Annotated in this window: 21 protein-coding genes; 5 read left to right on the top strand and 16 right to left on the bottom strand. The window is 68.8% G+C overall.

Translation table 11 applies throughout. The features are described from left to right. The first annotated feature begins 12 nt into the window (after positions 1-12). Together mmsB and RG19_RS15205 are read left to right on the top strand one after the other, a co-directional pair. Positions 13-903 carry a 3-hydroxyisobutyrate dehydrogenase gene (mmsB, locus tag RG19_RS15210; protein ID WP_058836011.1) on the top strand — a complete coding sequence of 297 codons (891 nt, stop codon included), beginning with the start codon at positions 13-15 and terminating at the stop codon, positions 901-903. A gap of 78 nt (positions 904-981) precedes the next feature. Next, positions 982-1,653, top strand: a complete 672-nt coding sequence (locus tag RG19_RS15205; RefSeq protein WP_082672712.1) for an epoxyqueuosine reductase QueH — start codon at positions 982-984, stop codon at positions 1,651-1,653. A gap of 405 nt (positions 1,654-2,058) precedes the next feature. Here RG19_RS15205 and mntR read toward each other — a convergent pair whose 3' ends face one another. Beyond that, the gene (mntR, locus tag RG19_RS15200; RefSeq protein ID WP_058836010.1) at positions 2,059-2,523 is read right to left on the bottom strand and encodes a manganese-binding transcriptional regulator MntR; all 465 of its coding nucleotides are present in this window, start codon (positions 2,521-2,523) and stop codon (positions 2,059-2,061) included. Positions 2,524-2,732: 209 nt separating this feature from the next. Between mntR and RG19_RS15195 the strand changes: the two genes are divergently transcribed. The 3 genes from RG19_RS15195 (at position 2,733) to RG19_RS15185 (ending at position 6,798) form a co-directional block, all read left to right on the top strand. Next, a complete protein-coding gene (locus tag RG19_RS15195) occupies positions 2,733-4,895 on the top strand; it encodes a TonB-dependent receptor plug domain-containing protein (protein ID WP_058836009.1) in 2,163 nt (720 codons plus the stop codon). A 60-nt stretch (positions 4,896-4,955) separates the two neighbouring features. Further along, positions 4,956-5,792, top strand: a complete 837-nt coding sequence (locus RG19_RS18535) for a thioredoxin-like domain-containing protein (protein ID WP_425599712.1) — start codon at positions 4,956-4,958, stop codon at positions 5,790-5,792. Positions 5,793-5,904: 112 nt separating this feature from the next. Beyond that, complete coding sequence (locus tag RG19_RS15185) at positions 5,905-6,798, top strand: fructose bisphosphate aldolase (protein ID WP_058836663.1); 894 nt, start codon at positions 5,905-5,907, stop codon at positions 6,796-6,798. A 641-nt stretch (positions 6,799-7,439) separates the two neighbouring features. On the opposite strand, the gene RG19_RS15180 is transcribed toward RG19_RS15185, so the two are convergent. The 15 genes from RG19_RS15180 to RG19_RS15115 form a co-directional block, all read right to left on the bottom strand. Further along, complete coding sequence (locus RG19_RS15180) at positions 7,440-8,240, bottom strand: MetQ/NlpA family ABC transporter substrate-binding protein (protein WP_058836008.1); 801 nt, start codon at positions 8,238-8,240, stop codon at positions 7,440-7,442. Between the two features lie 137 nt (positions 8,241-8,377). Continuing rightward, a complete protein-coding gene (locus RG19_RS15175; RefSeq protein ID WP_058836007.1) occupies positions 8,378-9,067 on the bottom strand; it encodes a methionine ABC transporter permease in 690 nt (229 codons plus the stop codon). Beyond that, complete coding sequence (locus RG19_RS15170; RefSeq protein WP_058836006.1) at positions 9,064-10,071, bottom strand: methionine ABC transporter ATP-binding protein; 1,008 nt, start codon at positions 10,069-10,071, stop codon at positions 9,064-9,066. The genes RG19_RS15175 and RG19_RS15170 overlap by 4 nt, the downstream gene beginning before the upstream one ends. A 177-nt stretch (positions 10,072-10,248) precedes the next feature. Next, on the bottom strand, positions 10,249-11,100 hold the full coding sequence (purU, locus tag RG19_RS15165) for a formyltetrahydrofolate deformylase (RefSeq protein ID WP_058836005.1): 852 nt from the start codon (positions 11,098-11,100) through the stop codon (positions 10,249-10,251). 70 nt (positions 11,101-11,170) lie between these two features. Then, the gene (locus RG19_RS15160; protein WP_157515291.1) at positions 11,171-11,431 is read right to left on the bottom strand and encodes a DUF2789 domain-containing protein; all 261 of its coding nucleotides are present in this window, start codon (positions 11,429-11,431) and stop codon (positions 11,171-11,173) included. 210 nt (positions 11,432-11,641) lie between these two features. Then, a complete protein-coding gene (locus RG19_RS15155; RefSeq protein WP_058836004.1) occupies positions 11,642-12,043 on the bottom strand; it encodes an acyl-CoA thioesterase in 402 nt (133 codons plus the stop codon). Between the two features lie 27 nt (positions 12,044-12,070). Continuing rightward, on the bottom strand, positions 12,071-12,613 hold the full coding sequence (locus RG19_RS15150; protein ID WP_058836003.1) for a hypothetical protein: 543 nt from the start codon (positions 12,611-12,613) through the stop codon (positions 12,071-12,073). Between the two features lie 46 nt (positions 12,614-12,659). Continuing rightward, positions 12,660-12,986, bottom strand: a complete 327-nt coding sequence (locus tag RG19_RS15145) for a thioredoxin family protein (protein ID WP_058836002.1) — start codon at positions 12,984-12,986, stop codon at positions 12,660-12,662. After that, on the bottom strand, positions 12,958-13,467 hold the full coding sequence (locus tag RG19_RS15140) for a flavodoxin (protein WP_058836001.1): 510 nt from the start codon (positions 13,465-13,467) through the stop codon (positions 12,958-12,960). Before RG19_RS15140 ends, RG19_RS15145 begins: the two co-directional genes overlap by 29 nt. Before the next feature lie 438 nt (positions 13,468-13,905). Then, on the bottom strand, positions 13,906-14,871 hold the full coding sequence (locus tag RG19_RS17365) for an AlbA family DNA-binding domain-containing protein (protein WP_082672711.1): 966 nt from the start codon (positions 14,869-14,871) through the stop codon (positions 13,906-13,908). 72 nt (positions 14,872-14,943) lie between these two features. Next, positions 14,944-15,993, bottom strand: coding sequence for a ribonucleotide-diphosphate reductase subunit beta (locus tag RG19_RS15135; RefSeq protein WP_058836000.1), 1,050 nt, complete (start codon positions 15,991-15,993; stop codon positions 14,944-14,946). Positions 15,994-16,152: 159 nt separating this feature from the next. Beyond that, a complete protein-coding gene (locus RG19_RS15130) occupies positions 16,153-18,642 on the bottom strand; it encodes a ribonucleoside-diphosphate reductase subunit alpha (RefSeq protein WP_058835999.1) in 2,490 nt (829 codons plus the stop codon). A gap of 486 nt (positions 18,643-19,128) precedes the next feature. Continuing rightward, the gene (locus RG19_RS15125) at positions 19,129-19,824 is read right to left on the bottom strand and encodes a hypothetical protein (RefSeq protein ID WP_058835998.1); all 696 of its coding nucleotides are present in this window, start codon (positions 19,822-19,824) and stop codon (positions 19,129-19,131) included. Positions 19,825-19,972: 148 nt separating this feature from the next. Next, positions 19,973-21,010, bottom strand: a complete 1,038-nt coding sequence (locus RG19_RS15120; protein ID WP_058835997.1) for a LysR substrate-binding domain-containing protein — start codon at positions 21,008-21,010, stop codon at positions 19,973-19,975. 245 nt (positions 21,011-21,255) lie between these two features. Further along, on the bottom strand, positions 21,256-23,898 hold the full coding sequence (locus tag RG19_RS15115; protein ID WP_425599711.1) for a M14 family zinc carboxypeptidase: 2,643 nt from the start codon (positions 23,896-23,898) through the stop codon (positions 21,256-21,258). Between the last annotated feature and the right edge of the window lie 85 nt (positions 23,899-23,983).

Here is a 23,983-nt window from a genome sequence, read left to right as displayed (position 1 = left end):
CGGAGACTCCGCATGACCCGCATCGCCTTCATCGGACTGGGCAACATGGGCGGGCCGATGGCCGCCAACCTCGCGACGGCCGGTCACGAGGTGCACGTCTTCGACCTGGTGCCGGCCGCGATCGCGGCGGCGGTCGCGGCTGGTGCGCGTGCGGCCACGGATGCCGCTGCCGCCGTGGCCGGTGCGGAGGTCGTGATCTCGATGCTGCCGGCCAGCCGTCACGTCGAGGCGTTGTACCTGGGCGACGACGGCCTGCTGGCACGGATCCCGTCAGGTGCGCTGGTCGTCGACTGCAGCACCATCGCGCCGGCGGCCGCGCGCAAGGTCGCCGAGGCCGCCGCCGCGCGCGGGCTGCGGATGATCGACGCGCCGGTGTCCGGCGGCACCGCGGGTGCGCAGGCCGGCACGCTGACCTTCATCGTCGGCGGCAGCGTCGAAGCGCTCGACCGGGCGCGGCCGCTGCTGGAGGCGATGGGCCGCAACATCTTCCATATGGGCGAGGCCGGTGCCGGCCAGGTCGCCAAGCTGTGCAACAACATGGCATTGGGCGTGATCATGGCCGCGACCGGCGAAGCGCTCGCGCTCGGCGTCGCCCACGGCCTGGACCCGAAGGCGCTGTCGCAGATGATGGCGGTGAGCACCAGCCGCAGCTGGGCGACCGAGGTCTGCAACCCGTGGCCGGGCGTGCTGGAGGCGGCGCCGGCCTCGCGCGGCTACAGCGGCGGGTTCGGCAACGACCTGATGCTCAAGGATCTCGGTCTGGCCGCCGAGGCCGCGATGGCGGCCGGCACGCCGGTGCCGTTGGGCGAACTCGCCCGAAATCTCTACGCGTTCAACAGCGCGGCCGGCAACGGCGGTCTGGATTTCTCCAGCGTGGTGACGCTCGGCCAACGTCGCGACTGATCCGTCCTGTCTGCGGCGCGTCCCATCGGGGCGCCGCGACCGTGTCACCGAACGTCTTCTCGCCTGCATCCGGATCCCATGTCCAACACGCCCGCACGTCAGCCCCTTTCGCCACCCGAAGGCTTCGCGCCGTCGCAGGACCGGCTGTTGCTGCATTCGTGCTGCGCGCCGTGTTCGGGCGAATTGATGGAAGCCTTCGTCGACGCCGGCATCGACTACACGGTGTTCTTCTACAACCCCAATATCCACCCGGTGAAGGAGTATCTGCTGCGCAAGGACGAGAACATCCGCTTCGCGCAGACGCACGGCGTGCCGTTCGTCGATGCCGACTACGACACCGACCGCTGGTTCGCCCGCGCGAAGGGGATGGAGAACGAACCGGAGCGCGGCATCCGCTGCACGATGTGCTTCGACATGCGGTTCGAACGTACGGCGCTGTACGCGCACGAGCACGGCTTCCGCTTCATGACCAGCTCGCTGGGCATTTCGCGCTGGAAGAACATGGCGCAGATCAACGATTGCGGCCTGCGTGCGGTCGCACCCTACGACGACCTCGCCTACTGGGACTACAACTGGCGCAAGGGCGGCGGTGCGGCGCGCATGATCGACATCAGCAAGCGCGAGCGCTTCTACCAGCAGGAGTACTGCGGCTGCGTGTACTCGCTGCGCGACACCAACCGCCACCGCCGCGCGCAGGGCCGCGACCGCATCCGCATCGGCGTGCAGTACTACGGCGACGGCGAGGACTGAGCGTGAAGTGGCCTCCGGTCGCGTTACCGGGGCTGCACGTGTCGTTGTGACCGCCCGTCCGCTGGGGGCCTGTCCGCTTCTTTCGCGGAGCACCGTCGCGACCGGCAGGTCTTCGCGAGATCAAAATCGCCGCCGCCGCGGGCGGGGCTTCGGCAGGGCCCTGCAGGTCGAGGGCATGCGAAGCCAGACAAGCACCACGCCTCCCGTCGCGGCCGCCGGTCGCCCTGGACTGAGGGGGTAGACGCTTCCGGATCCCATTGGCCGTCGACCCGACAGCGGGACATGCTGCGGTACCACCAAGGGTTATGTTATAAAGTAACTATTGCGGAGGGCCGACCGGGCAGGCCGGCCGTGTCGATCACCCTCAGGACGCCCGTGACCCCGGCAAGCGAGAGCGCTGCGCGATCAACCGCCCGATTTCGCCGTGAACGCGGCGAAGATCGCCAGCGTCTCCGGGCTGACGTGATGCTCGATGCCCTCCGAATCGCGACGCGCGATGTCCTCGGGCACGCCCAGCGCGAGCAGGAACGCCTCGACCGTGCGATGACGTTCGCGGCTGGCGGCTGCCAGCGCTTCGCCGTCCTCGGTCAGGAACACGCCGCGGTAGCGCCGCTGCACCACGTAGCCCTCGCGCGCCAGCCGCTTGAGCATTTTCGCGACCGTCGGCTGGGCCACGCCCAGGCGTTCGGCGATGTCGACCTGGCGGGCCTCGCCGTCGTGCTGGATCAGATCGGAGATCAGCTCGACGTAGTCCTCGATCAGCTCCGACCGATGCGCCTCGCGCACCTGGCGGAAGCTCTCGACCTGCACGCTCGCGTCGAGCAGCGACGGCGTGGCGGATGCGCGGGAGCGGGCAGGGCGGCTGGACATCGGCGACGTGCGGTGCGGAAACGATCAGGTGGCCGCCATTGTCGCCAATCCCTCGCACGGCCGGTGCGAATTCGAAGTCCGTGCTCGATTGAATCGTCGTTGCTATGAGAAATAGCAATAGCTATATTCTGCGCCGAAGCGCGTGCCGTGCGCCCGATGTCGCCACGCGCATCGGCGCGTCTCCGTCCTCCCCCACGTTTCGGTCGTCCATGTCCGTTTGCAGTCACCCCGTCCTGCGCAAGCACGCCATCGCGTCCTGCCTCCTGCCCGTCGCCGTCGCCGTCGCACCACCGGCGCTGGCCGATCAACGTCCGCCCGCGCCGACCGAACTCGACCGGGTCGAAGTCACCGTGTCCACCGCCACCCGCACCGAACGGCTGCTGTCCGACGCGCCGATCCGGACCGAAGTCCTGCGCGCCGAGGACATCGCCTTGCGCGCGGCGACCGATTTCTCCCGCGTGGCCGAGCTCGTCAACGGTCTGCGGGTGGAGAGCAACTGCCAGAACTGCAACACCACCGAGGTCCAGCTGCTGGGCCTGGGCGGCGCCTACAACCAACTGCTGTTCGATGGCGTGCCCCTGCTGTCCACCCTCGGCGGGGTGTACGGCCTGGAGCAGATTCCCGCCGCGCTGATCAACCGGATCGAAGTGGTCAAGGGCGGCGGTTCGTCGCTGTACGGACCGGGTGCGGTGGCCGGCGTGGTCAACCTGATCCCGCAGCAACCCACGCGCCCGGGCGGCTACCTGCAGGCGGGGGTGGACGTGCAGGACGGCGAGCCGATGCAGACGGTCGACGGCCGCGGCGACCTGGTCACGGCCGACGGGCGCGGCGGCCTGTCGGTGGTCGGGCAATGGTCGAAGAACGACGCCATCGACTTCGACGGCGACGGCTACAGCGAGATCACCGAGAAGGAACAGGTCGTCGCCGGCCTGCAGGGCTGGTACGCCCCGAGCGAGCGCGACACCCTGCGTGCGCACTACCTGTTCACCCATGAAGAGCGCCGCGGCGGCAACCGGTTCGACCAGCCCGAATGGCAGGCCAACATCGCCGAGGCGCTGGAGACCGATTACCACCGCGGCGGCCTGTACTGGGACCGCATCCTCGGCGACGCCGCCGATGTCAGCGTCGGCTACGCGTTCGCGCTGATCAAGCGGCACAGTTTCTATGGCGGTCTCGGCGACGTGCAGACCGATCCGCTGGCGCCGGACTTCGACCCGGACGCGCTCGATCCCGCCGTGCCGGACAGCCCGGCAGCGGTGTCGTTCCTCCAGTACGGCTACACCGAGAATCCGCTGCATTACCTCGACGGCCAGTTCAACCTGCGTCGCGGCGATCACGCGCTGGCGTTCGGCGCCCAATACCGGCGCGAATCGGTCCGCGACGACCAGCGCGACGCCACCGGTGCGACCGTGCGGCGCGGCGAGCGCGCGACCTTCAGCAACCTGGGTGTGTTCGTGCAGGACGAGTGGACGCTCGGCGACGCGGTCGATCTCGTGCTCGGCCTGCGCGCCGACCGGCATTCCGCGCTGGACGACGCGATCGTCTCGCCGCGCGTGGCGCTGGCCTGGCAGGCGACTCCCGCGTTGAAGCTGCGCGCCGGCCTCTCCACCGGCTTCCGGGCGCCGGAAATCTTCAGCGAGGACCTCCACGTCGACACCCTCGGTGCGGCGCCCGTGGGCATCCGCAATGCCGACGACCTGCGCGAGGAACGCGCGACCACCGCGATGCTCGGTTTCGACTGGCGACCCGGCGACGACGGCCGCTGGAGCTGGGACGCCACCGTGTCCCTGACCGAACTGCGCGATACCTTCGTGCTCAGCGACATCCGCGAGGACGCGGCGGGCCTGTACCAGATGCGCGACAACGCTTCCGGCTCGCAGGTCGCCGGCTTCGAGAGCAACCTCGGCTGGCAGGCCGCCGAAACCCTGCGGCTCACCGCCGGGGTGGCCTGGTACCGCTCGCGCTTCGACGACGCCCAGGTGGTGTTCGACGACACCGACGAGGGCGGCGAGACCACCATCGACACACGCGACTACCTGAAGACGCCGCGATGGACGGGGCAGGCGCAGTTGGTGTGGTCGCCCAGCCACCGCGTGGATACGTATGCGGGCCTGCGCCATACCGGCCGCATGTGGGCGCTCAACAACAACACCGCCAGCCTCAACCGCACCCGGCCCTTCTGGGTGGCGGACGTGGGCGCCACCGTGCACCTGGGCGACGGCGACCGGCACTGGGATCTCGCCTTCGGCGTACGCAACCTGTTCGACCAGCGGCAGAAGGACCTCGAGACCGGCGCCGGGCGCGACAGCGATTACGTCTACGGTCCGCGCTTCGCGCGTTCGTACTACGCCGGTGCGCGTTTCAACTTCTGAGCCGCGCACGCCGCGTGCATCCCGCCGCCTCGCGCGCGGGATGCCGAGCATGTGCCCGCCATGACCGCCGTCGATTCGCGGCGGACGGACGCGTGCGCGCGCGGCCTTGGCGTGCGCCGCACGCTGTCGGCCGTGGCGGCGATGGCGCTCCTGTCGGCCGGGATCGCGTCGGCCGCGGCCCCTCGCCTGCACCCGGCGCCGATGGCGGTCGACGCGACGATCCCGGGAGCCGCCGCGGGCGTCGGCGTCCCGCGCCTGGACATGGCGCCGGCCGCCGCGAGACCCCATCGAACAGCGGCGCTCGCGGAGACACCGGGACAGCCGCCGAACGCGTTCGCCACGACCGCGTCGGCCGGCGATCCCGAGAGCGGCGAGGACGCCGACACAGCGTCGCCGCCCGATCCGGCCCTGCGGGCCGCCATCGCGGACGCGCTGGTCCGCCGCGACGGCATCGGCTTCGCCACGTCGCGCTGGTCGCACGAGCCGGCGGTCGTGGCGCTCTACTTCGGCGCCGACTGGTGCCTTCCCTGCCATGCCTTCGTGCCGACGCTGCGCGAGGTGCGCGACGCGCTGCAGGCCGCCGGTGCCGACACCGAGGTGGTCTATGTCGGTCTCGATGAAACGCCCTCGGACATGGCGCGCTACATGCGCCGGCAGAAGATGCCGTGGCCGGCGGTCGATCACCGCCGATTGCGCACCTTGCCCGAGATACGCGCCCTGGCCGGGGCGGCCCCGCCCAACCTGGTCCTGGTCGATGGTGACGGCCGCATCCTCGCCGATGCATGGGACGGCCGCCGGCGCGTCGGCCTGGCGCCGGTGCTGCGCGCCTGGCTGCAGGCGTTCGCCGCGGAACGCATCCCGGTCGCCCCTGGAGCCCCTTCGGAACGGACGGATTGACCGGGGCCGGGCCGCCCTGTCGGCGTATCGCGGCAGGCCCCCGGTGGGGTCCGATATCATGATCGACCGACGGGCAGCCCCCGACCGCAGTTCGACCAACGGAGAACCGGCCATGGCCATCAATCAGCAGCAGCTCGACAAGATCGCGTCCGGACAGGGCTTCATCGCGGCGCTCGACCAGAGCGGCGGCAGCACGCCGAAAGCGCTCAAGCTCTACGGCGTCGAGGAATCCGCCTACTCGAACGATGCCGAGATGTTCGGTCTCGTGCACGAGATGCGCACCCGCATCGTCACCAGCCCGGCGTTCACCGGCGAGCGCATCCTCGGCGCGATCCTGTTCGAGCGCACCCTCGACGACCAGTTCGCCGACCAGGACGCGGCCACCTACCTGTGGGAAACCAAGCAGGTCGTGCCGTTCCTGAAGATCGACAAGGGCCTGGCCGACGAAGCCGACGGCGTGCAGCTGCTCAAGCCGATCCCCGGCCTGGCCGACCTGCTGGCGCGGGCCAAGGCCAAGGGCGTGTTCGGCACCAAGGAGCGCTCGGTGATCAAGGCGAACAACGCGCAGGGCATCGCCGCCGTGCTCGACCAGCAGTTCGAACTGGGCCAGCAGGTGCTCGACGCCGGCCTGGTGCCGATCATCGAGCCGGAAGTCGACATCCACGCCGCCGACAAGGCCGACATCGAGGTCACGCTCAAGCAGGGCCTGCTCGATCGCCTGGACAAGGTGGATCCGGCCACCCCTGTCATCCTCAAGCTCACCCTGCCCAGCGTGGACGGATTCTTCCAGGCACTGGTCGACCACAAGAGCGTGCTCAAGGTGGTGGCGCTGTCGGGCGGCTACAGCCGCGACGACGCCAACGCGAAGCTGGCGAAGAACCCCGGCGTGGTCGCGAGCTTCAGCCGCGCGCTGACCGAAGGTCTCTCCGCGCAGCAGAGCGACGACGACTTCAATGCCGCGCTGGATGCGGCGATCGGCTCGATCCACAAGGCGTCGATCGCCTGACGCGCTCCGCGCCCCGGCCCGGTGCACGCATGCGCCGGGCCCGGGCGTATGCCTAGCGTCCCGCGAGACCTTGGCGTTCGAGCCGACGCGCGGCCGCCGTGCCCGCCCCACACATCGTGACGCCGGTCGGCCGCTTTGCACCACCGGGGTGAAGGCTGAAAGGCCGGCAGGATGTCCTTCTCGAATGGCGACTCGCTGTGGAGACGGTGCGGGGGGCGCCGGGTTCGCCCGCCCTCGCATGCGAATGTCCCCCGGCGCCGGCCTGCGGCCGACGCCTCCTCCTTGATTTCGCATGCGAGGGCAGGCAAACCCGGCGCTCCGAAGTGCGCGGCTGTCCGCCAGCAAGCAGCGAACAGCGAATGACGAATGGCACAGCCATCCGACGGCCGGCACCTCCGTGCGTTCCGCGAGCCGAGCCCCGTCGGGACCGGCGGCCTGCTCGGCGAAATCAAGGAGGAGGTCGCCGCCGGATGGCGGCGGCCGGGGGACATTCGCACGAGGAGGCTGCCGGTTCCGGCGGGGCCCTTCGGATCACCGCGACACCGAGCGCAGCCCGCTCGAATCCTTGACGCCGGATGCCCGAGGCAAGACTCATGTGCCGCTGGTGATCACGTTCGCCAGGTGCCGCTCCAGCGTGCCCGTCAAAACGCCGGAATCACCGCGTCGTCGTAGCGTTCCTGGATGAAACCGCGCACCGCGTCGCTGGTCAGCGCATCGATGAGCTTCTGCACGCGCGGGTCGTCGCGCTTGTCCGGGCGGCCGACCAGGAAGTTCACGTACGGCGAATCCTTGTCCTCGATCGCCAGCGCGTCCTCGGCTGGATTCAGCCCGGCGTCGAGCGCGTAATTGGTGTTGATCAGCGCCAGGTCCACCTGGTCGAGCACGCGCGGCAGCATCGCCGAATCCAGCTCGCGGAAGCGCAGATTGCGCGGGTTGGCGGTGATGTCGCGCAGCGTCGACATCGCATTGCCGGGATCGGCCAGCGTGATCACCCCGCTGTTGTGCAACAGGATCAGCGCACGGCTGTTGTTGCTGGGATCGTTGGGGATCACCACGTCCGCGCCCTCGGGCACCGCATCGAGACTGTCGTAGCGACGCGAGTACGCCCCGAACGGCTCGATGTGCACGCCGACCAGCGTGGTCAGGTCGGTACCGCGGTCGCGGTTGTAGGCGTCCAGGTACGGCTCGGTCTGGAAGTAATTGACGTCGATCTGGCCCTGCGCGACCTGGTCGTTGGGCTGCACGTAGTCGTTGAACACCCGGATCTGGAGGTCCACCCCGTCCTCGGCCAGGGTCGGCTTCACGAATTCGAGGATGTCGGCGTGCGGGACCGCGGTGGCGGCCACCGTCAGGCGCTCGCCGTCGCCGCCGGACGAACCGCCGCAACCCGCGAGCACGGACAGCAACAACAGGGCGGTGGCGAAACGTGCGGGACGGGCCATGGACTTCTTCCGGAAACGGGCGGGCCGATCAGTATCGCCGCAGGCGGCGCAGGATCGAGTCCCCAGATGGAAATCAGTGTCGGGCCGGCGCGCCTCCCCGGCCGGTCTGGCGCGACGCCGCCCGGCCGTCCCCGCGCTCAGCGCCGGTTGAAGCGCGCCACCAGCCGGTCGCCGACCATCTGCAGCACCTGCACCATCACCAGCAGCGCGACCACCGTCACCACCGCCACGTCGGTGCGCGAGCGCAGGTAGCCGTCGCGGTAGGCGAGGTCGCCGAGGCCGCCCGAGCCGATCGCACCGCCCATGGCGGTGAAGCCGATCAGCGCGATCGTGGTGATCGTGGCGCCGGCGATCAGCCCCGGCAGCGCCTCGGGCAGCAGCACCCGTAGTACCAACTGCCGGGTGGTCGCGCCCATCGCCAGGCTGGCCTCGATCACCCCGCGTTCCACCTCGCGCAGCGCGGTTTCCACCAGGCGCGCGTAGAACGGCGCCGCACCCACCACCAGCGGCAGGATCGCGCCGCGCACGCCCAGCGAGGTGCCGACCGCTTTCAATGTCACCGGGATCAGCACGATCATCAGGATGATGAAGGGCACCGAGCGCAGCAGGTTCACCACCACCGACAACCCGGCGTAGAAGGCCGGCCGCGCATGCAGCTGCCGCGGGCCGGTGAGGAACAGCAGCACCCCCAGCGGCAGGCCGATCAGCAGCGTCAGCGGCAACGAGCCGGCCAGCATCAGCAGCGTATCGACGGTGGCCTGGCCGATCTCGCCCCACTTGGCGGCATCGACATTGGGCATCAGGTCCGCGAACGGCGACGCACTCATCGCGACAGTTCCTCGACATGCACGCCGGCGTGGCCGAAGCGGCGCAGCGCCTCGTCGGTGTGCTCGCCGACCAGGGCCACGGTGAGCTGGCCGTACGGCGTGCGCTTGATGCGGTCGATGCGGCCGGACAGGATCGTGTAGTCGACGCCGGTCTCGCGCGCCACCTGGCCCAGCAGCGAGCGATAGGTGTCGGTGCCGGTGAAGGTCAGCCGCAGCAGACGGCCCGGCACGTCGGCCGCGTCGGGATGCAGGGCGCCCTCGTCGCCGGCATCGGATTCGGCGACGAACCGCCTGGTGGTCGCGTGCCGCGGATGCAGGAACACCTCCGAGACCGGCCCGCTTTCCACCAGGTGCCCCGCATCGAGCACCGCGACTCGGTCGCAGACCCGCCGCACCACATCCATTTCGTGGGTGATCAGCACGATGGTCAGGCCCAGCTCGCGGTTGATGCCGTCGAGCAATTGCAGCACCGAGGCGGTGGTCTGCGGATCCAGCGCGCTGGTGGCCTCGTCGCAGAGCAGGATCGTCGGTTCGGTGGCCAGCGCACGGGCCACGCCGACGCGCTGTTTCTGCCCGCCGGACAGTTGCGCGGGGTACTTGTCGCGATGCGCCTCCAGGCCGACGCGGGCCAGCAGCGCGTCGGCGCGCTCGCGCGCCTGCGTCCTGCCGACCCCGGCCAGCCGCAGCGGGAAGGCGACGTTGTCGCGCACCGTCTTGGCCGACAGCAGGTTGAAGTGCTGGAAGATCATGCCGATCCGCCGGCGCAGCGTGCGCAGGCCGGCGCCGTCGAGGGTATCCACCCGCGCGCCGTCGACGGTGAGCGTGCCGCCGCTGGGCCGCTCCAGGCCGTTGATCAACCGCAGCAAGGTGGACTTGCCGGCGCCGGAGTGGCCGACGATGCCGAACACCTCGCCGGCCTGGATGGTCAGGTCGAGCGGATGCAGCGCGGCGATCTCGTGGCCGCCGACCGGATACGACTTGTGGGTGCCCTGGAACTCGATCACGGGAAACGCGTCACGACGGAAACTCGAAGGGAAATGGGCCGCGGCCGGTGCGTGGCCGCCCGGGCGCCTGTCGCAGCGTGCTGCGATGCGTCACGGGACGAGCGCGCAGCCTAGCAGGCCGGCCCGACGCTGGCATCGGCCTGTCGACCGACGCCGGTCCGCCAGGTGCCGGCGGCGTCAGCGGAAGACCACCGTGCGCTCGCCGTTGAGCAGGATCCGGTATTCGACATGGCGGCGCACCGCACGTGCCAGCACCCGCGACTCGATGTCGCTGCCGATCCGGATCAGGTCCGCCGGCGTCATCGCGTGGTCCACATGGGCCACGTCCTGCTCGATGATCGGCCCCTCGTCGAGATCGGAGGTGACGTAGTGCGCGGTCGCGCCGATCACCTTGACCCCGCGCGCGTGCGCCTGGTGATACGGGCGCGCGCCCTTGAAGCCGGGCAGGAAGCTGTGATGGATGTTGATCGCGCGACCGGCCAGCGCTTCGCACAGCGCCGGCGACAGGATCTGCATGTAGCGCGCCAGCACCACCAGATCGATCCGCTCGCGCTCGACCAGCGCGAGCAGGGCCGCTTCCTGTTCCTCGCGGCTGCCGGCATCCACCGGCAGGTAATGGAACGGCACCGCGTACGAGGCGGTCAGCGCCCGGTAGGTCTCGTGGTTGGAGGCCACGGCCACGATCTCGGCCGGCAGCTGGCCGGCATCGTGGCGGAACAGCAGATCGTTGAGGCAGTGGCCCTGCCGGCTGACCAGCACCAGCAGCCGTGCCCGACGCCGCGCCTCGTGCAGTCGCCAGTCCATCGCATGCGTGTCGCCGAGCGTGCGCATGCCCTCGAGCACCGCCTCCGGCGCGGCGGCATCGGCATCGAAATGGACCCGGAGGAAGAACCGGCCGCTGTCCTCGTCGCCGAACTGCTGCGCGTCGAGGATGTTGCAGCCGTTGCGGAACAGCAGCTCGCTGACCCGGTAGACGATGCCCGTGCGGTCCGGGCAGGCGAGGGTCAGCACATGGTCGTGGCGGGACATGGCGCGATGGCGGGTGGGGGCCGCCTACCATCGCACAGCGCGCCCGCGTGCGGCATCCGGCGCGGGCGCCTCAGAGGCCCGTCTGCCGCTTGACCGCATCCTCGTGCAGCGACTCGTTGAGCTGATCCACGATCGTGGTCCACTCGGCGTCCGCGCGCAACTGCTCGACCAGGAACTGGCGTTGCGCATCGTTCCAGAACGGTGCCTCGCCGATGCGGACATCCGCATCGAGTTGGTGCGAGCGGATGAAATCGGCGATGGCCTCGGGCGAATCCTTGAGGCCGAGCTGCTGGAACAGTTCGGTCATGCCGGGGGCGGGGTCTTGCATCATCGGAGACGGCTCGCGAAGCGGAGGGAGGGCGTCCATCCTCGCGGGCGCGGTGTGGAGGCGATGCGACCGCACGAGGTCGCCGCAGGTCGGCCGCATCGCCGCGATGCCGTCATCCACCCGTCGCCGTCCGGGCCAGGGCCGGCCAGGCTCATCCGGCACTAGCGTGCGCGCGCCGCGTCGGTGCGGGACGCCGCCGCCTGTGTCCGGCCGTCACGGCAGCGGTGTCACCTCGGTGGGCCGGCCGCGTGCATCCAGCGCGATCATCACGAAGTGCCCGCGCGTGCACAGCTCGCGCTCGCCGGTCAGCAGGTCCTCCGCCACCAGGTCCACGTCGACCTGCATCGACGTCCGGCCGACCTCGACCACCTTGGCGATGGTCTCCACCAACTGGCCCTGCCGGATCGGCAGCTTGAAATCCACCTGCTCCGAGCGCGCGGTGACCACCGTGCGCCGCGCATAGCGCGAGGCGGCGATGAAGGCGGCCTTGTCCATCCACGCCAGCGCGGTACCGCCGAACAGCGTGCCCAGGTGATTGGTGTGGTCGGGGAAGACGATTTCGAGCAGGCGGGCTTCGGTGTCGGGGGCGGCGGGATCGGACGGTTTCGGGGGCATGGGGGGCTCGGAATGACGGCGTGGGGGTTACGAGGTGCCGGCGGCGTCCGGCGGATTCGCCGCGCCCCGGCGCAGCGCCAGCAGGGTGAGGCGTTTGTCGATCATCGTGGCGCCGTAGAACAATGCGAACAGGAGCAGTGCGAACAGCAACACATAGATCATCCCGGGGATCGGCGCGGCGACCATGAAGCAGATCGCCAGCAGCGCCAGGGCGAGCAGCCCGCCCACGGCCATGCCAGCGAGTTGGCGGTTGACGTACCCCAACTCGCGCGCGATGTCCCGGCCGATCCGCTGGTCCTGGGGCGCCTGCGCGTTCCAGGTTTCGATCCGCCGGGCGGCATCTTCCAGAAACGACACGACGATCGTCCGCTGTTTGGGACGGCCTTCGACGAGCGACAGCGCCGAGCCGTCGCGCAAAAACAGCGTCCACGGCACCTTCTGCATCGAGGCGACCTCCTGCCAGGCGATCGGGCGATCGCCGACGGTCACGCCCGTCTCGTCGAGTGCGATCTGTTCGTACTGCGTACCACGCTTCGCCGCGGACATCGACATCCGGATCGGGTACTGCATGGCGCCACCTCCTGTGTCGCTTGGTGTCTCGAACTGGCCGGCTTGGTCAGAAATGCGTCGCCGCGGCCTGCGTCACCTGGGCCGGCGTCTGGAAGCCGGGCAGCCGCACGGCTTCCTGGCCGTCGGCGTACACCGCCAGCGTCGGCGTCTGCCGCAGGCCGAGGTCGCGGAAGAAGTCCTCGCCCACGATCTCCAGTTTCACCTTCAGCAGCACCACGCCCTCGGACGCGGGATCGGCGGCGAACTTCTGCAGCGACATGTCGAGCATCTTGCAGCCCGGGCAGTTGTCCTTGTAGTAGTCCACCAGCAGGCGGGGGTGGGCGGCGATGGCGGCGGCGTGGTCGTCAGGGGACGACGCGTGCAGGGTCTGCATGGGGGAACGTCTCGATGTCGGGGTCGGTGCCGATGGCGGTGGTGCAGGCCAGCACGTGGTCGGTCCAGCGCTGGATCTTCAGCGCGTCGTGCTCGCCGTGCGGCATCTGCTCGATCTCCAGCCGCGGGTAGCGGGTGCCGAAGAACGCGGCGATGCGGCGGATCGCCCCGCAATAATACTCCTCGCCCCACTGGGTTTCGCCGGTCCCGAACACCGCCAGCCGCGCTGGCTTGCCGACCGCGGCGACCAGATCGGCGATGAACCGCTTCATCTCCGGCGGCGTGCGGCCGGCGTTGATGCTCCAGCTGCCGAGCAGGTACAGATCGTGCGCGGCGCCCTCGGGGCAGGCCTGCGCCAGCGTCTGCACGTCGACATCGATCCAGGTGACGGCATGCCCCGACTCCTCGCATCGCGCAGACACGGCCCGCGCGACATCGCGCGTGTTGCCGCTGAGCGAGGTGTAGGCGATGAGGATGCGCATGGGATCAGAGTGGATCGGCTATCAACGTACTGTCAGGTTACGAAGCAAATCGGACGACAACCGATTCTGATCCGGGTTACCAGCGGCCTCGCGGCCGCGGTTGCTCTTGTTGTTGCTCTTGACGTTCCGAGCCGTAAAGCGAGCCGAGCATCGCAGGACGGCGGGGCCGGAGAGCGGCCCATGTCTGAGCGCAGCGAGTTTGGGCCGCGTGCCCCGCCGGCCGAGAAGCGCAGGGGCCCGGTGAGGCGCAGCCTCACCGGATCGTGTCCGGCGAAGGCGGTTTTGGTTCCTTTTGCCAAGACAAAAGGAACTCGCGCGCAGCGCGAAAGCTCTGCCCTTTGCAACACAAACTGGACTGACAAAAACCTTCACGACGGAAGTGAACCTGACCCCGTTCTCGAGCAGCTTAGAAGAACTGCACCTCAGCCGCTGTTGGAATTAGCGTCCGCGTGCTCTGTAGGCAGCAATTGCTTCAGTCAGCACCGAAGGTTCGGAGCGAACGATCTCTCGAACCCTAGCTAACAGGCGATTAGAGTACTTGTGCACCACACCAGTACGACCCGTTCTTATCTCCATGTGGTATTCGGAGTCGCCTTTGATCTCAAGGTGCCAAATCAATGCGCGGAGCGAATGTTGTCCGATAGAAAGATGTTCGAGAAGAGTTGATTCGGTGTAAGGGTAGGTGGCCTCGTTAACGACGATATGATCAGGGCCGAGAACGCCGTCGATATCGCCGATAAGTCTTAAGGCAGGCGCGCCTTCACGCTCCGTGAAATGCCCTTCTTTTACCAACTTAAGCTTGCCAACCAAAGATTCATCAATCAAAACCTTGGAAGAGCCGAAGTCGATTCTTTTGCGGGAAAGATCAAGGATGTGCGCAGCTTGTGGGCCAACCGTAGCAATTGATTGGATGTGTTTAATCCAAAGTTGACGTTCTCGGTCGCGCTCATTCGCGAGCATCGCTACCAATTCCGCAGCACGGATTTCTCTGGTCTCCCCCCGATATCGAAAGTAAACCGCGCCCTCTCGCAAGTTCTTCTGAGCATGACTGCGAGTACAGACGATCGGGCGGAAGGGCGCCTGCTGAACTTGGATACGTCCGAAAGTGGCACCCGCAACATCGAATGTTTCCATGTTCCAGTCGATGTCAGAAGAAAAGTACCCTAGAAGAACTCGATTCAGGTCCTTTGTGTCGAAGCTTGCAAAGCGGTCGTCACGAAGTCCAATAGGATTTCGCGGGTTGTTCGCGACCCCAAAGACAAGGCTGCCACCTTGGTTATTCGCCATCCCAACCAATGTTCTCGCATACTCGATAAGAGCATCGCCAAGTCTGAACGTCTCTTTGAACTCGAGTGTTTGGCACTCACGTTGGCGTACGTGGCCGCGCTCGTTGAGGTCGATCATCTCAGTTTCTAGCTAGCTCAAGTTCGACTTAAATTATTTTAAATACCAAGTGCGGCCGTAGAAAGATCGGGCTCACAAATCATCAAACCCATTATCCGAATTCGTCTTCTTGTAAGACGCATTCCGCATCTCGAAGAAGTCCGTCTTCGTCTCGGTGAAGTTGTCCGCGTACGCCTTGATCCACGGCATCACGTTCTCGTTCGACTCGCTGTAGAGCTTCTCGATGCCGAGCATGCCGGCCATCTTGTTGGCGCGGTACTTCACGTAGCGGACCATCTCGTCGACGTCGATGCCGTCGATGCCGTCGAGCACCTCGGCCGTCCAGCGCGTTTCCAGCTCGATCGCGTGCTCGAACGCGGTATGCACGTACTCGGTGAGCTCGTCGCCCTGCAGGCTCTGGTTCTCGCCGATGATCGCGCGGATCAGTTCGCTGATGAACTTGGAATGCGCCAGCTCGTCGCGGTTGATGAAGCTGATGATCTTGCCGGTGCCGGTCATCCGGTTCTGGCGGACCAGGTTGTAGAAGTAGGCGAAGCCGGAGTAGAAGTTGATGCCTTCCAGGATCGACGACTGGATCAGCGAGCGGATCAGCGTCTCGGCGGACTTCTCGCGCATGAAGTCGTCGTACGAGGTCATGATCGGCTGGTTGCGCGCGATGATCGTGGGGTGCGTGCGCGCGAGTTCGAACACGCGGTTCTGGTCGGCCAGGCCGGTGATCGAGGCCAGCACGTAGCTGTAGCTCTCGTTGTGGATCACTTCCTGCTGGCCGATGATCGCGGCATTGGCGTGCGCGGCCGGGTCGGTGATGTATTCGGCGACGTTGTAGATGAAACGCGTCTGCGGCGAATCCAGCGTGGCGAGCAGGCCGATGATGGAGTCGTAGGCGTTCTTCTCGCGCGCCGAGAGCTCGCCGTACTGCTTGGCGTCGCCCTTCATGTCGACCTCGTCCGGAATCCAGAAGTTGGTCGAGAGTTCCTTGTAGGCGCGATAGAACGACGGGTAGGGAATGTCGTTCCAGTTGAGGATGCCGCTGGTGCGCCCGTTGATGATCCCCGTCGACCGGTTGGGATGGCGGGGCTCGAGGATCTTGATGCGGTCGAGGGGGGTGGACGTGGCGGCCATGTGCAGGTTCTCGGAGTCGTGTGATTAGCCCCCCGCCCGTGTGCGGGAGAGGGGTTGGGGTGAGGGCGGCTTGTTGCGTGGGAGCGCCCTCATCCGGCCCTTCGGGCCACCTTCTCCCGCAGGCGGGAGAAGGGTCGGGTCAATGCGATCGCGCGGCGATCAGCTCGAACACCACTCGCACTCGGCGATGTCGATGTCGTTGGAGCGCACGTAGTACGTGGTCTTGATGCCTTCGCGCCACGCGGTCATGTGCAGCTCGAGCAGGGTGCTGGCGCGGATGGTGCTGGGCACGTACAGGTTGAAGCTGATCGCCTGGTCGACGTGGCGCTGGCGGCGCGCGTTCTGGCGCACCGACGCGAACTGGTCGACCTTGTAGGCGCCCTTCTCGTAGAAGGGCCAGGTCTCGAGCGACAGGCCGGGCGCGGCCACCGGGCGACGGTAGTCCTTCTTCTCCTCGTAGTAGAACGCGGAGTAGATCGGGTCGATCGAGGCGGTGGAGCCGGCGATCTGCGCGGTCGACATGTTCGGGGCCACGGCCATCAGCCAGCCGTTGCGCATGCCGTTGACGCCGACCTGGGCGGCCAGGTCCAGCCACTCGGGCGAGTTGTAGTTGCGGTCGCTGAAGTAGGCGCCGGTGTGCCAGTCGCTGCCCGGGAACACCGAGTACGCGCCCTTTTCCTTGGCCAGCTCCATCGACGCCTGCACGGTCAGGAAGTTGATCCGCTCGTACAGGGTGTCGCTGTAGTCCTCGGCCTCGGCCGTGTTCCAGTGGATGCCCTTCTGCGCCAGCAGGTGGTGCCAGCCGAAGGTGCCCAGGCCGATGGCGCGGTACTTCTGGTTGGTGATCGTGGCCTGCGGCACCGGCAGCAGATTGAGGTCGATCACGTTGTCGAGCATGCGCACCTGGATCGGGATCAGCCGCTCCAGCACGTCGGTGATCAGGTCGCCCTGGCCTTCCTGCGGCACGATCGCCCGGCCCAGGTTCACCGACGACAGGTTGCACACGACGAAGTCGCCGGCCTGCTTGGTGGTGACGATCTGGTTGCCGGAGATGATCTCCTGCATGAGCCGGGTCGGGCTCATGTTCTGCAGGATCTCGGTGCACAGGTTGGACGAGTAGACGCGGCCGACGTGCTTGTTCGGGTTCTTCCGGTTCACTTCGTCGCGGTAGAACATGAAGGGATTGCCGGTCTCCAGCTGCGAGACCATGATCCGCTTGAAGATGTCGATCGCCTTGACGGTCTTGCGCGAGATGCGCTCGTCGGCCACCACTTCCTCGTACTTCCTGCGGAAGCTGCCGTTCGGGTCGCCCTTCTTCTCGTCGAAGAAGTCCTGCAGGTAGAAGCCCTTGACGCGGTGGACCTCGTGCGGATCGAACAGGTACCAGTCGCCGCGACGCTCGACCGCCTCCATGAACAGGTCGGGGATGCAGATCGAGGTGAACACGTCGTGCGCGCGCAGGCGCTGGTCGCCGTTGTTGAGGCGCAGGTCGAGGAAGTTCTCGATGTCGCGGTGCCAGACGTCCAGGTACACCGCGACCGCGCCCTTGCGCTGGCCGAGCTGGTCCACCGACACGGCGGTGTTGTTGAGCTGCTTGATCCACGGCACCACGCCGCCGGACGAGTTCGGCACGCCGCGGATCGACGAGCCGCTGGAGCGCACGTAGCCCATGTAGGCACCGACGCCGCCGCCGCCCTTGGAGACGCGGGCGATGTCGGTGTTGGAGTCGTAGATGCCCTGCAGCGAATCGTCGACGGTGTCGATGAAGCACGACGACAGCTGGCCGCCGACCTTGCCGGCGTTCTGCAGGGTCGGGGTCGCGACGGTCATGTACAGGTTCGACAGCGCCCAGTAGGCCTCGCCGACCAGCTGCATGCGGCGCTCGCGACCGCCCTTGGTCTCGTTCTGCATCAGGTACAGGGCGATGGTCAGCCAGCGTTCCTGCGGCAGCTCGAACACGGCGCGCGAGGTGTCGGTGGCCAGATAGCGCGTGGCCAGCAGGTACAGGCCGTTGTAGGCGAACAGCTTGTCGCGCTCGGCCTCGATCATGCGGCCGGCTTCCTGCAGCTCTTCCTTGGAATAGGCGCGCAGGATGTCGTTGGAATAGATGTTGCGGTCGGCCAGCGACTCCTGCAGGCCGACGTAGGAGCCGTACTTCTGCTCGGCGTCGTAGAAGCGGTTGCGGCTGGCGCGCTTGTACAGGCGGTGCAGGTACAGGCGGGCGGCGAAGAACTCCCACTCCGGCGCGGTGACGTCGACCCGGGCCTCGGCCTCGCGGATCAGATGGTCGGTGAGGTCGTCGGCGTTGACCGCGTCCTTGCGCTCGACGAAGCCGAACACGCTGCGCTTGTAGTCGGCGATGTCGAGCTGCGGGAATTCGGCGTGGGTGCGGTCGATGCTGCGCTCGAGACGCTCGCGCGTGTACGGAATGCGGCGGTTGCCGGCTTCCTTGGTGATCCAGGTGGCGACGTCGGCATCGGCGTCGGCGGTTTCGGCAGTAGCGGTATGCATGGCGGCGCTCGGGGGCGGCGGCACCACGTCGTCGACGTCGACGACGGGCGGCGCCGCGGAAGGGGTGGAAAGGCCCGGGCTCGACGTATCCGTCTTAGCCGGGGCGTCGGTCGCAGCAAAAGTCTCAGGGCTAGTCATGGTCGTCCTTTGAGTCCAGGGTCGCGCTGCCGCGACTGAAAGGTGAATTCGGCCGATCGCGAGCAATCAGAAGGTGTAGAGGCAAGACCGGGCCTGTCGACCACGGCGCGTTCGTACGAGGTGCTCTGGGCGGTGCATGTCTGCTCGGGTACCTACAGTCGGCATCGGCACATCGAAACGCTTTTCTTGACGCAGGCTTCACGGACGGGTCCGGAGCGAATTCCACAGCCCCTAGTGGGTCGCGTCATCGGCGAGCACAAAATATGGGTCCAAATGACGGGGGCGTCAATAGCGCTTTCGCGGTCGAGGCCCGGGAGCGCAGCGCCATGCGGAATGACGTGCCCCGAGGTGCGAGCCGCGGGCCGAGAGGCAAATCCTGATGCGCCGCGCAACCCCGGTGACGGGCCTGGGATGGAGGCGCGCGATCGGAGCGCCGGCGCGCGCGCCTGGACGCGCGCATGTGCCGGCGCGGCGTCCGAGAGCGTCTCAGGGCATCTGCGACCAGTGCAGGGCCGGCAGCGTCCCGCGCAACCGGGCCAATGCGGTCTCGGTGTCGAACGGGGCCTGGCGCGGCGGGTCGTAGACCTCCGGCCGGGTGCCCGACACCACCAGGTCGATCGCCACACACTGGCCCCGATGCACTGCGCGATAAGCCTCGATGGTCTGGAAGTGGCTCATGCCTGCGTCGCCGGCGCGGAAGCGGCTGAAGGCGACGCCGCCGATCTCCGCCGGCTCGGCGGGGCCGGCCGCGCCCGGCGGCACGGCCTGGCAGGTGCGGACCGCCTCGGGCGCATCGCTGCGGCCGATGCGCAGTTCGCCGGTGGTGATGTCGTCGGAGCCGGCCAGCACGAACGCCCCCAGCGTCTGGCCCTGGGCGCCGGATTCGGCGAGCGCGTTCCAGCCACCGCCATCCAGATAGCCGTCGCCGGCCCCGGGGTCGCGGGGCGCCAGTTCGGGGACGGGATCCAGCCGCAGGCCGATCGCGGCATCCTCCAGCAGCGGCGCGGCCCCGGCGGCCCCGGCTGGTGCACCGGCGCCGGGTTCCGGGGTGGCGGGGCGGGGCGCGTCCGGCGTGCTCGGCGCGGCCGGCACCGAGGGCGTCTGTTGCGGACCGCAGGCGGCCAGCACACAGGCGGCGAGCGGGATGAGGGCGAAGAACGCCGGGCGGTGCGGAGCGGACATCGGGGGCTCTCCGGGGCGCATCGAAGCGCAGCCTGGACGTGCGGGAGTGAACATGGCGCCAGCGTGGCCGCGGCGTTCGGTGGGCGTCGCGTCGGCGCCGGCCGGTCATGCGGGGTGACCTCGCGTGCGGGCTGCCTCTCGAGCCCGGTCACCTCGTGGCGGCGCGGGCGGGCCGACGTGGCGCGGACCGGACGCCGCGGCGGTCGGTGGCCACGCGTGCGGCGCGCCAGCTGTGCCAGTCCGGGATCGGTTGCGACAACGGTTCGCCGTGGGCGATCAGGCGGCGCAGTTCCAGTGGCGCATGCTGCGGGGCCAGGGCGGCCACCAGGGCGAAGCCGAAATCGCGCAGCACGCGATCGCGCGGCAGCAGCAGCCAGGTGGTGCAGGCCGGCAGCAGGTCCGGCGCGAGCGGGGGGGCGACCAGGTCGGCGTCGGCGTCGAGGGCCATCTCCGCCACGATGCCCACGCCGAGTCCGGCGCGGGTGTAGGCGCGGATGAGATCGCCGTCGCGGGCGGTGACCGCGATGTCGGCCGCCAGCCCCGCGGCGGCGAAGGCGCGTTGCAGCGACGACCCCGGCGATCGGCTGGAGGCGTAGCTGACCAGGCGCAGGTCGGCCAGGTCGCGCAGGCGCAGCGGCCGTCCGAGCGCGGCCAGGCGATGCCCGGTCGGGACCACCACGCGGCGGCGCCAGCGATACAGCGGCACCGCGACATGGTCGGTCGGCGGCGCGCCGCTGCCGCTGAGCAGGACCAGGTCCGCGCGTCCGTCGACGAGCTGGCGAAGGGTGTCGTCGTCTTCTCCGGGCACCACATGGACGGCCACATCGGGCCAGTCGCGCTTCATCGCCTGCAGGGCCGGCGGCAACGCGTGCCGGGCCTGGGTGTGGGTGGTGGCGATGTGCAGGAGTCCGCGGCGCTCGCTGCGCAGGTTGTCCGCCAGCGTCTGGATGTTGTCGGCCTCGGCGAGCAGCCTCCGTGCGTGCGCCAGCACCTGCCGGCCGGCATCGCTCAATCCGGTGAGCGCGCGGGCGCGACGCTCGAACAGCTGGCAACCCAGCGCCGATTCCAATTGCGCGAGCTGCTTGGACAGGCCGGACTGGGTCGCATGCAGCCGCTGTGCGGCGAGGGTGATGTTGTGGCCGCACTCCACGATCGTCAGGAAGCTGCGCAGCTGGGTCAGGGTCATGGCGACGGCGTGCCGACAGCGGTACGCCGACGGCGAGGCGTGGGGCGGATCATCCCTCGATGGTGGGGCAACGATCCGCTGCGGCCGTCCTGCGGCAGGCAACACTGTGTCGCGCGCCGGGTGTCGCCGCGGGTGGAACGATGCGCGGCCGCCGTCCTTGTCCTCCGACCGCACCAGATGCGGGCAAGCGCCCGCCTGCGTGCACGGCGCGGCGGCGGACGCCTCGCACGTGCGTGCGACACCCGCTAAGGCCGCGGCGCGGGTGCCAGGTGGTCGGCGAAGAACAGCGCGTTGACCAGCATGCGCTCGGTGCCCAGCCAGTACTTGCGATGGGCGGGGTCGTCGGCGAACAGGACCACGTTGCCTTCGCCCACCCGGGCGACCTGGGCCCAGAGGGCGCCGGCCAGGCGCGCCCGCAGATCCGCGCCGAGGTAGCCGTTGACCAGCGGCGCATCGTCGATGCGCACCACGTTGGCGAAGGGGTCCGGCAGCGCCGGGAGGGCGATGTCGGTTTCCTTGTTGACGAAGATCCGACGGCGCGGCACGCCGAAGGCCAGCGGATGGGTGATGTCGGCATCGGCCGAGACCAGGTTGCCGGCGCTGCGCGCTTCGGCGAGCACGTCGCGGCGGGTGCCGAAGTCCAGGCGCGGATGTCCATCGGACCGCCCTTCGCCGGCCGGGCCTTCGGGGTGCGCGCCGGCATCGGCCGTTGCCGGCGCGGCCGTCGGGCCGAGCAGACCGCGATCGCGGGCCCAGCGCGCCGCGCTGCCGAACGCCACCAACGAGCCGCCTTCCTCGATCCAGCGCTTCAGCGTGGCGACGGTGGCGTCGTCCCAGTCGTAGCGCCCGCCGGCCAGCACCAGCGAGGTGTAGTCGCGCAGCGGCACGCGGCCGATCTGCGCGGGATCGAGCCGGGTGGCCGGCCACTGCAGGCGCTGGCTCAATGCGAACCAGGTCGAACCGATCTCGGGCGCGTTGACGCCCTCGCCCACGACCAGCGCGATGCGCGGTGCGCGCAGCGGGCGGATGCCGTCGCTGCCCAGGTCGATTCCGGCCAGGCTCTGCCCGGTCGACAGTGCGTGCACCCGCACGCCCGCATCGCGTGCGGCGCTGTCCAGCAACGTGTACAGCGCGGCCGGATCCTGCGCCTGCCCGGCCACCGGCACCACCAGGGTGCCGTGGCCGAAGGCGGTCTCGCCATCGGCAGTGCGCGCGGTGAAGGGCGAGAACGCGGTCCGTACCCGCACGTCGTCGCGCAGCAGCGACGCCAGCATCCGTTGTGCGCCGAGGTCGCGCCAGTCGACGGCGTAGGCGTAGCCGGCCGTCCCGCCGGTCACGCCGGCGGCCGCCGGCGGCAAGGCGGTCACCGCGGCGCCCAGCCGGGGCGCGCGGCGCAGGCGCACGTTGCGCAGGCCGTAGGCATGGGCGACCGCGTACGACGTGCTGCCGTAGACGCCGCCGCCGGTCTCGGGCGTTTCCTCGAAGATCGAATGCACCAGGCGGAACTGCGGCTGCGCGGCCGGGACGACCCAGGCGCTACCGGGGGCGAAGGTCTCGCCGTCGACGGTGACCGGTGCGTCCAGCGCATGCACCCGGATCCGGTGGACCAGCAGCAGATCGAGCAGGCGCCGGCTCAGGTCGGCGTCGTGCGGATCGCCGAACACGTAGGCGGCATGCCGATGGCGGCGGCCCTGCTCGCGCGCGGAGCGGAAGAAGTCCTTCTGCAATGCGAACAGGTCGGCGTGTTCGGCGACCGCGCCGCGGATCGAGGCCAGGCCGATCGCCAGCTGGTTGCGGATGGTGAAGCGGAACTCGAGCGGGCCGTTCGGGGTGTCCTGGACCAGGCCGCGCGAGCTGGCCTGCTCGACGGTGACCCCGACGCCGCCGTGGAAGTCGGGATAGGTGGAGCCGTAGACCGGGGAGAAATTGTCGAAGTTCTCGCGGGTGTAGTAGAGCGATCCGAGCTCGTCCAGCGCCCGTGCGTGGTAGCGCGCCAGCACCACGTTGAAGTCGTAGGACGCCTGCGGCAGCAGCGGGCTGTGCATGCTCGACGGCGAGGGCTCGAAGTAATAGGTGCTGCCCGACCCCATCTCGTGGAAATCGATCTGGATGTTGGGCAACCACTGGTGGAATACGTCGAGCTTCGCCCGCGTCTCGCGCTGGGTCGCTGCGAGCCAGTCGCGGTTGAGGTCGGTGAAGTAGTGGTTGAAGCGGCCGCGCGGAAACGGCTCGACATGCTCCTTGTCGAGCGGATCGGCCACCGGCGGGTTGGAGGCCCACGCGTTGTGCCAGTTGGCCGCGCGGTCGCGGCCGTCGGGGTTCTGTGCCGGATCGATCAGCACGATGGCGCGATCGAGCCAGTCCAGCGTCTCCGGGTCGCGGCTGGCGGCCAGGGCGTAGGCGGTCAGCAGCATCGCCTCGCCGCTGGAGGTCTCGTTGCCGTGCACGCTGTAGTACAGGCCGACCACCACCGGCACCTGCGCCGGATCGACGGCGGGCGCATCCGGATCGGCCAGGGTCGCGTGGGCCGTACGCAGCTGCTCGCGGCGCGCATGATTGGCCGGCGACGTGATCAGCACGGTCAGCAGCGGACGCTCTTCGTAGCTGCGTCCGATCTCGTCGACGTGCACGCGATCGGATAGCCGCGCGAGTTCGCGCAGATAGTCGGCGATGCGGTCGTGGCGCGTGTAGTGGCTGCCGATCGGATAGCCGAGGAACTGCTCCGGCGTGGGGATGGCTGGATCGAGCGTGGCCGGATCGACGTCGGGAAAGTAGTACGCGGTCTGGGCGACCGACACCGCGGGCAGCGCACACAGGCACAGCGCGGCGAATGCGCGCAGCAGCCGTGGGGCACGCGCCGTCCCGCCCGGGTGCGATCGGGCCGGCAACCGCGGTGCGGTCGAGCGGCCGGTCCGCGACCCGGGAGACGGGCGCGACGACGGACGAAGCAGTGAACCGAGCAGCGAACGAAAC

It is taken from the genome of Luteimonas abyssi (assembly GCF_001482195.1).
GTDB lineage: Bacteria > Pseudomonadota > Gammaproteobacteria > Xanthomonadales > Xanthomonadaceae > Luteimonas > Luteimonas abyssi.
Note: the sequence above shows the minus strand (reverse complement) of the source record. Positions and strands in the feature narration are given on the sequence as shown.

Excerpts from the sequence above, each read along its gene's own strand:
- RG19_RS15125 (WP_058835998.1), bottom strand. The coding sequence starts at position 19,824 with ATGTCCGCTCCGCACCGCCCGGCGTTCTTCGCCCTCATCCCGCTCGCC.
- RG19_RS15145 (WP_058836002.1), bottom strand. The coding sequence starts at position 12,986 with ATGCAGACCCTGCACGCGTCGTCCCCTGACGACCACGCCGCCGCCATC.
- RG19_RS15175 (WP_058836007.1), bottom strand. The coding sequence starts at position 9,067 with ATGAGTGCGTCGCCGTTCGCGGACCTGATGCCCAATGTCGATGCCGCC.
- RG19_RS15185 (WP_058836663.1), top strand. The coding sequence starts at position 5,905 with ATGGCCATCAATCAGCAGCAGCTCGACAAGATCGCGTCCGGACAGGGC.
- mmsB (WP_058836011.1), top strand. The coding sequence starts at position 13 with ATGACCCGCATCGCCTTCATCGGACTGGGCAACATGGGCGGGCCGATG.
- RG19_RS15195 (WP_058836009.1), top strand. The coding sequence starts at position 2,733 with ATGTCCGTTTGCAGTCACCCCGTCCTGCGCAAGCACGCCATCGCGTCC.
- RG19_RS15135 (WP_058836000.1), bottom strand. The coding sequence starts at position 15,993 with ATGGCCGCCACGTCCACCCCCCTCGACCGCATCAAGATCCTCGAGCCC.
- RG19_RS15180 (WP_058836008.1), bottom strand. The coding sequence starts at position 8,240 with ATGGCCCGTCCCGCACGTTTCGCCACCGCCCTGTTGTTGCTGTCCGTG.
- RG19_RS17365 (WP_082672711.1), bottom strand. The coding sequence starts at position 14,871 with ATGATCGACCTCAACGAGCGCGGCCACGTACGCCAACGTGAGTGCCAA.
- RG19_RS15140 (WP_058836001.1), bottom strand. The coding sequence starts at position 13,467 with ATGCGCATCCTCATCGCCTACACCTCGCTCAGCGGCAACACGCGCGAT.
- RG19_RS15150 (WP_058836003.1), bottom strand. The coding sequence starts at position 12,613 with ATGCAGTACCCGATCCGGATGTCGATGTCCGCGGCGAAGCGTGGTACG.
- RG19_RS15160 (WP_157515291.1), bottom strand. The coding sequence starts at position 11,431 with ATGATGCAAGACCCCGCCCCCGGCATGACCGAACTGTTCCAGCAGCTC.
- RG19_RS15130 (WP_058835999.1), bottom strand. The coding sequence starts at position 18,642 with ATGACTAGCCCTGAGACTTTTGCTGCGACCGACGCCCCGGCTAAGACG.
- purU (WP_058836005.1), bottom strand. The coding sequence starts at position 11,100 with ATGTCCCGCCACGACCATGTGCTGACCCTCGCCTGCCCGGACCGCACG.
- mntR (WP_058836010.1), bottom strand. The coding sequence starts at position 2,523 with ATGTCCAGCCGCCCTGCCCGCTCCCGCGCATCCGCCACGCCGTCGCTG.
- RG19_RS15205 (WP_082672712.1), top strand. The coding sequence starts at position 982 with ATGTCCAACACGCCCGCACGTCAGCCCCTTTCGCCACCCGAAGGCTTC.
- RG19_RS15120 (WP_058835997.1), bottom strand. The coding sequence starts at position 21,010 with ATGACCCTGACCCAGCTGCGCAGCTTCCTGACGATCGTGGAGTGCGGC.
- RG19_RS15155 (WP_058836004.1), bottom strand. The coding sequence starts at position 12,043 with ATGCCCCCGAAACCGTCCGATCCCGCCGCCCCCGACACCGAAGCCCGC.
- RG19_RS18535 (WP_425599712.1), top strand. The coding sequence starts at position 4,956 with ATGACCGCCGTCGATTCGCGGCGGACGGACGCGTGCGCGCGCGGCCTT.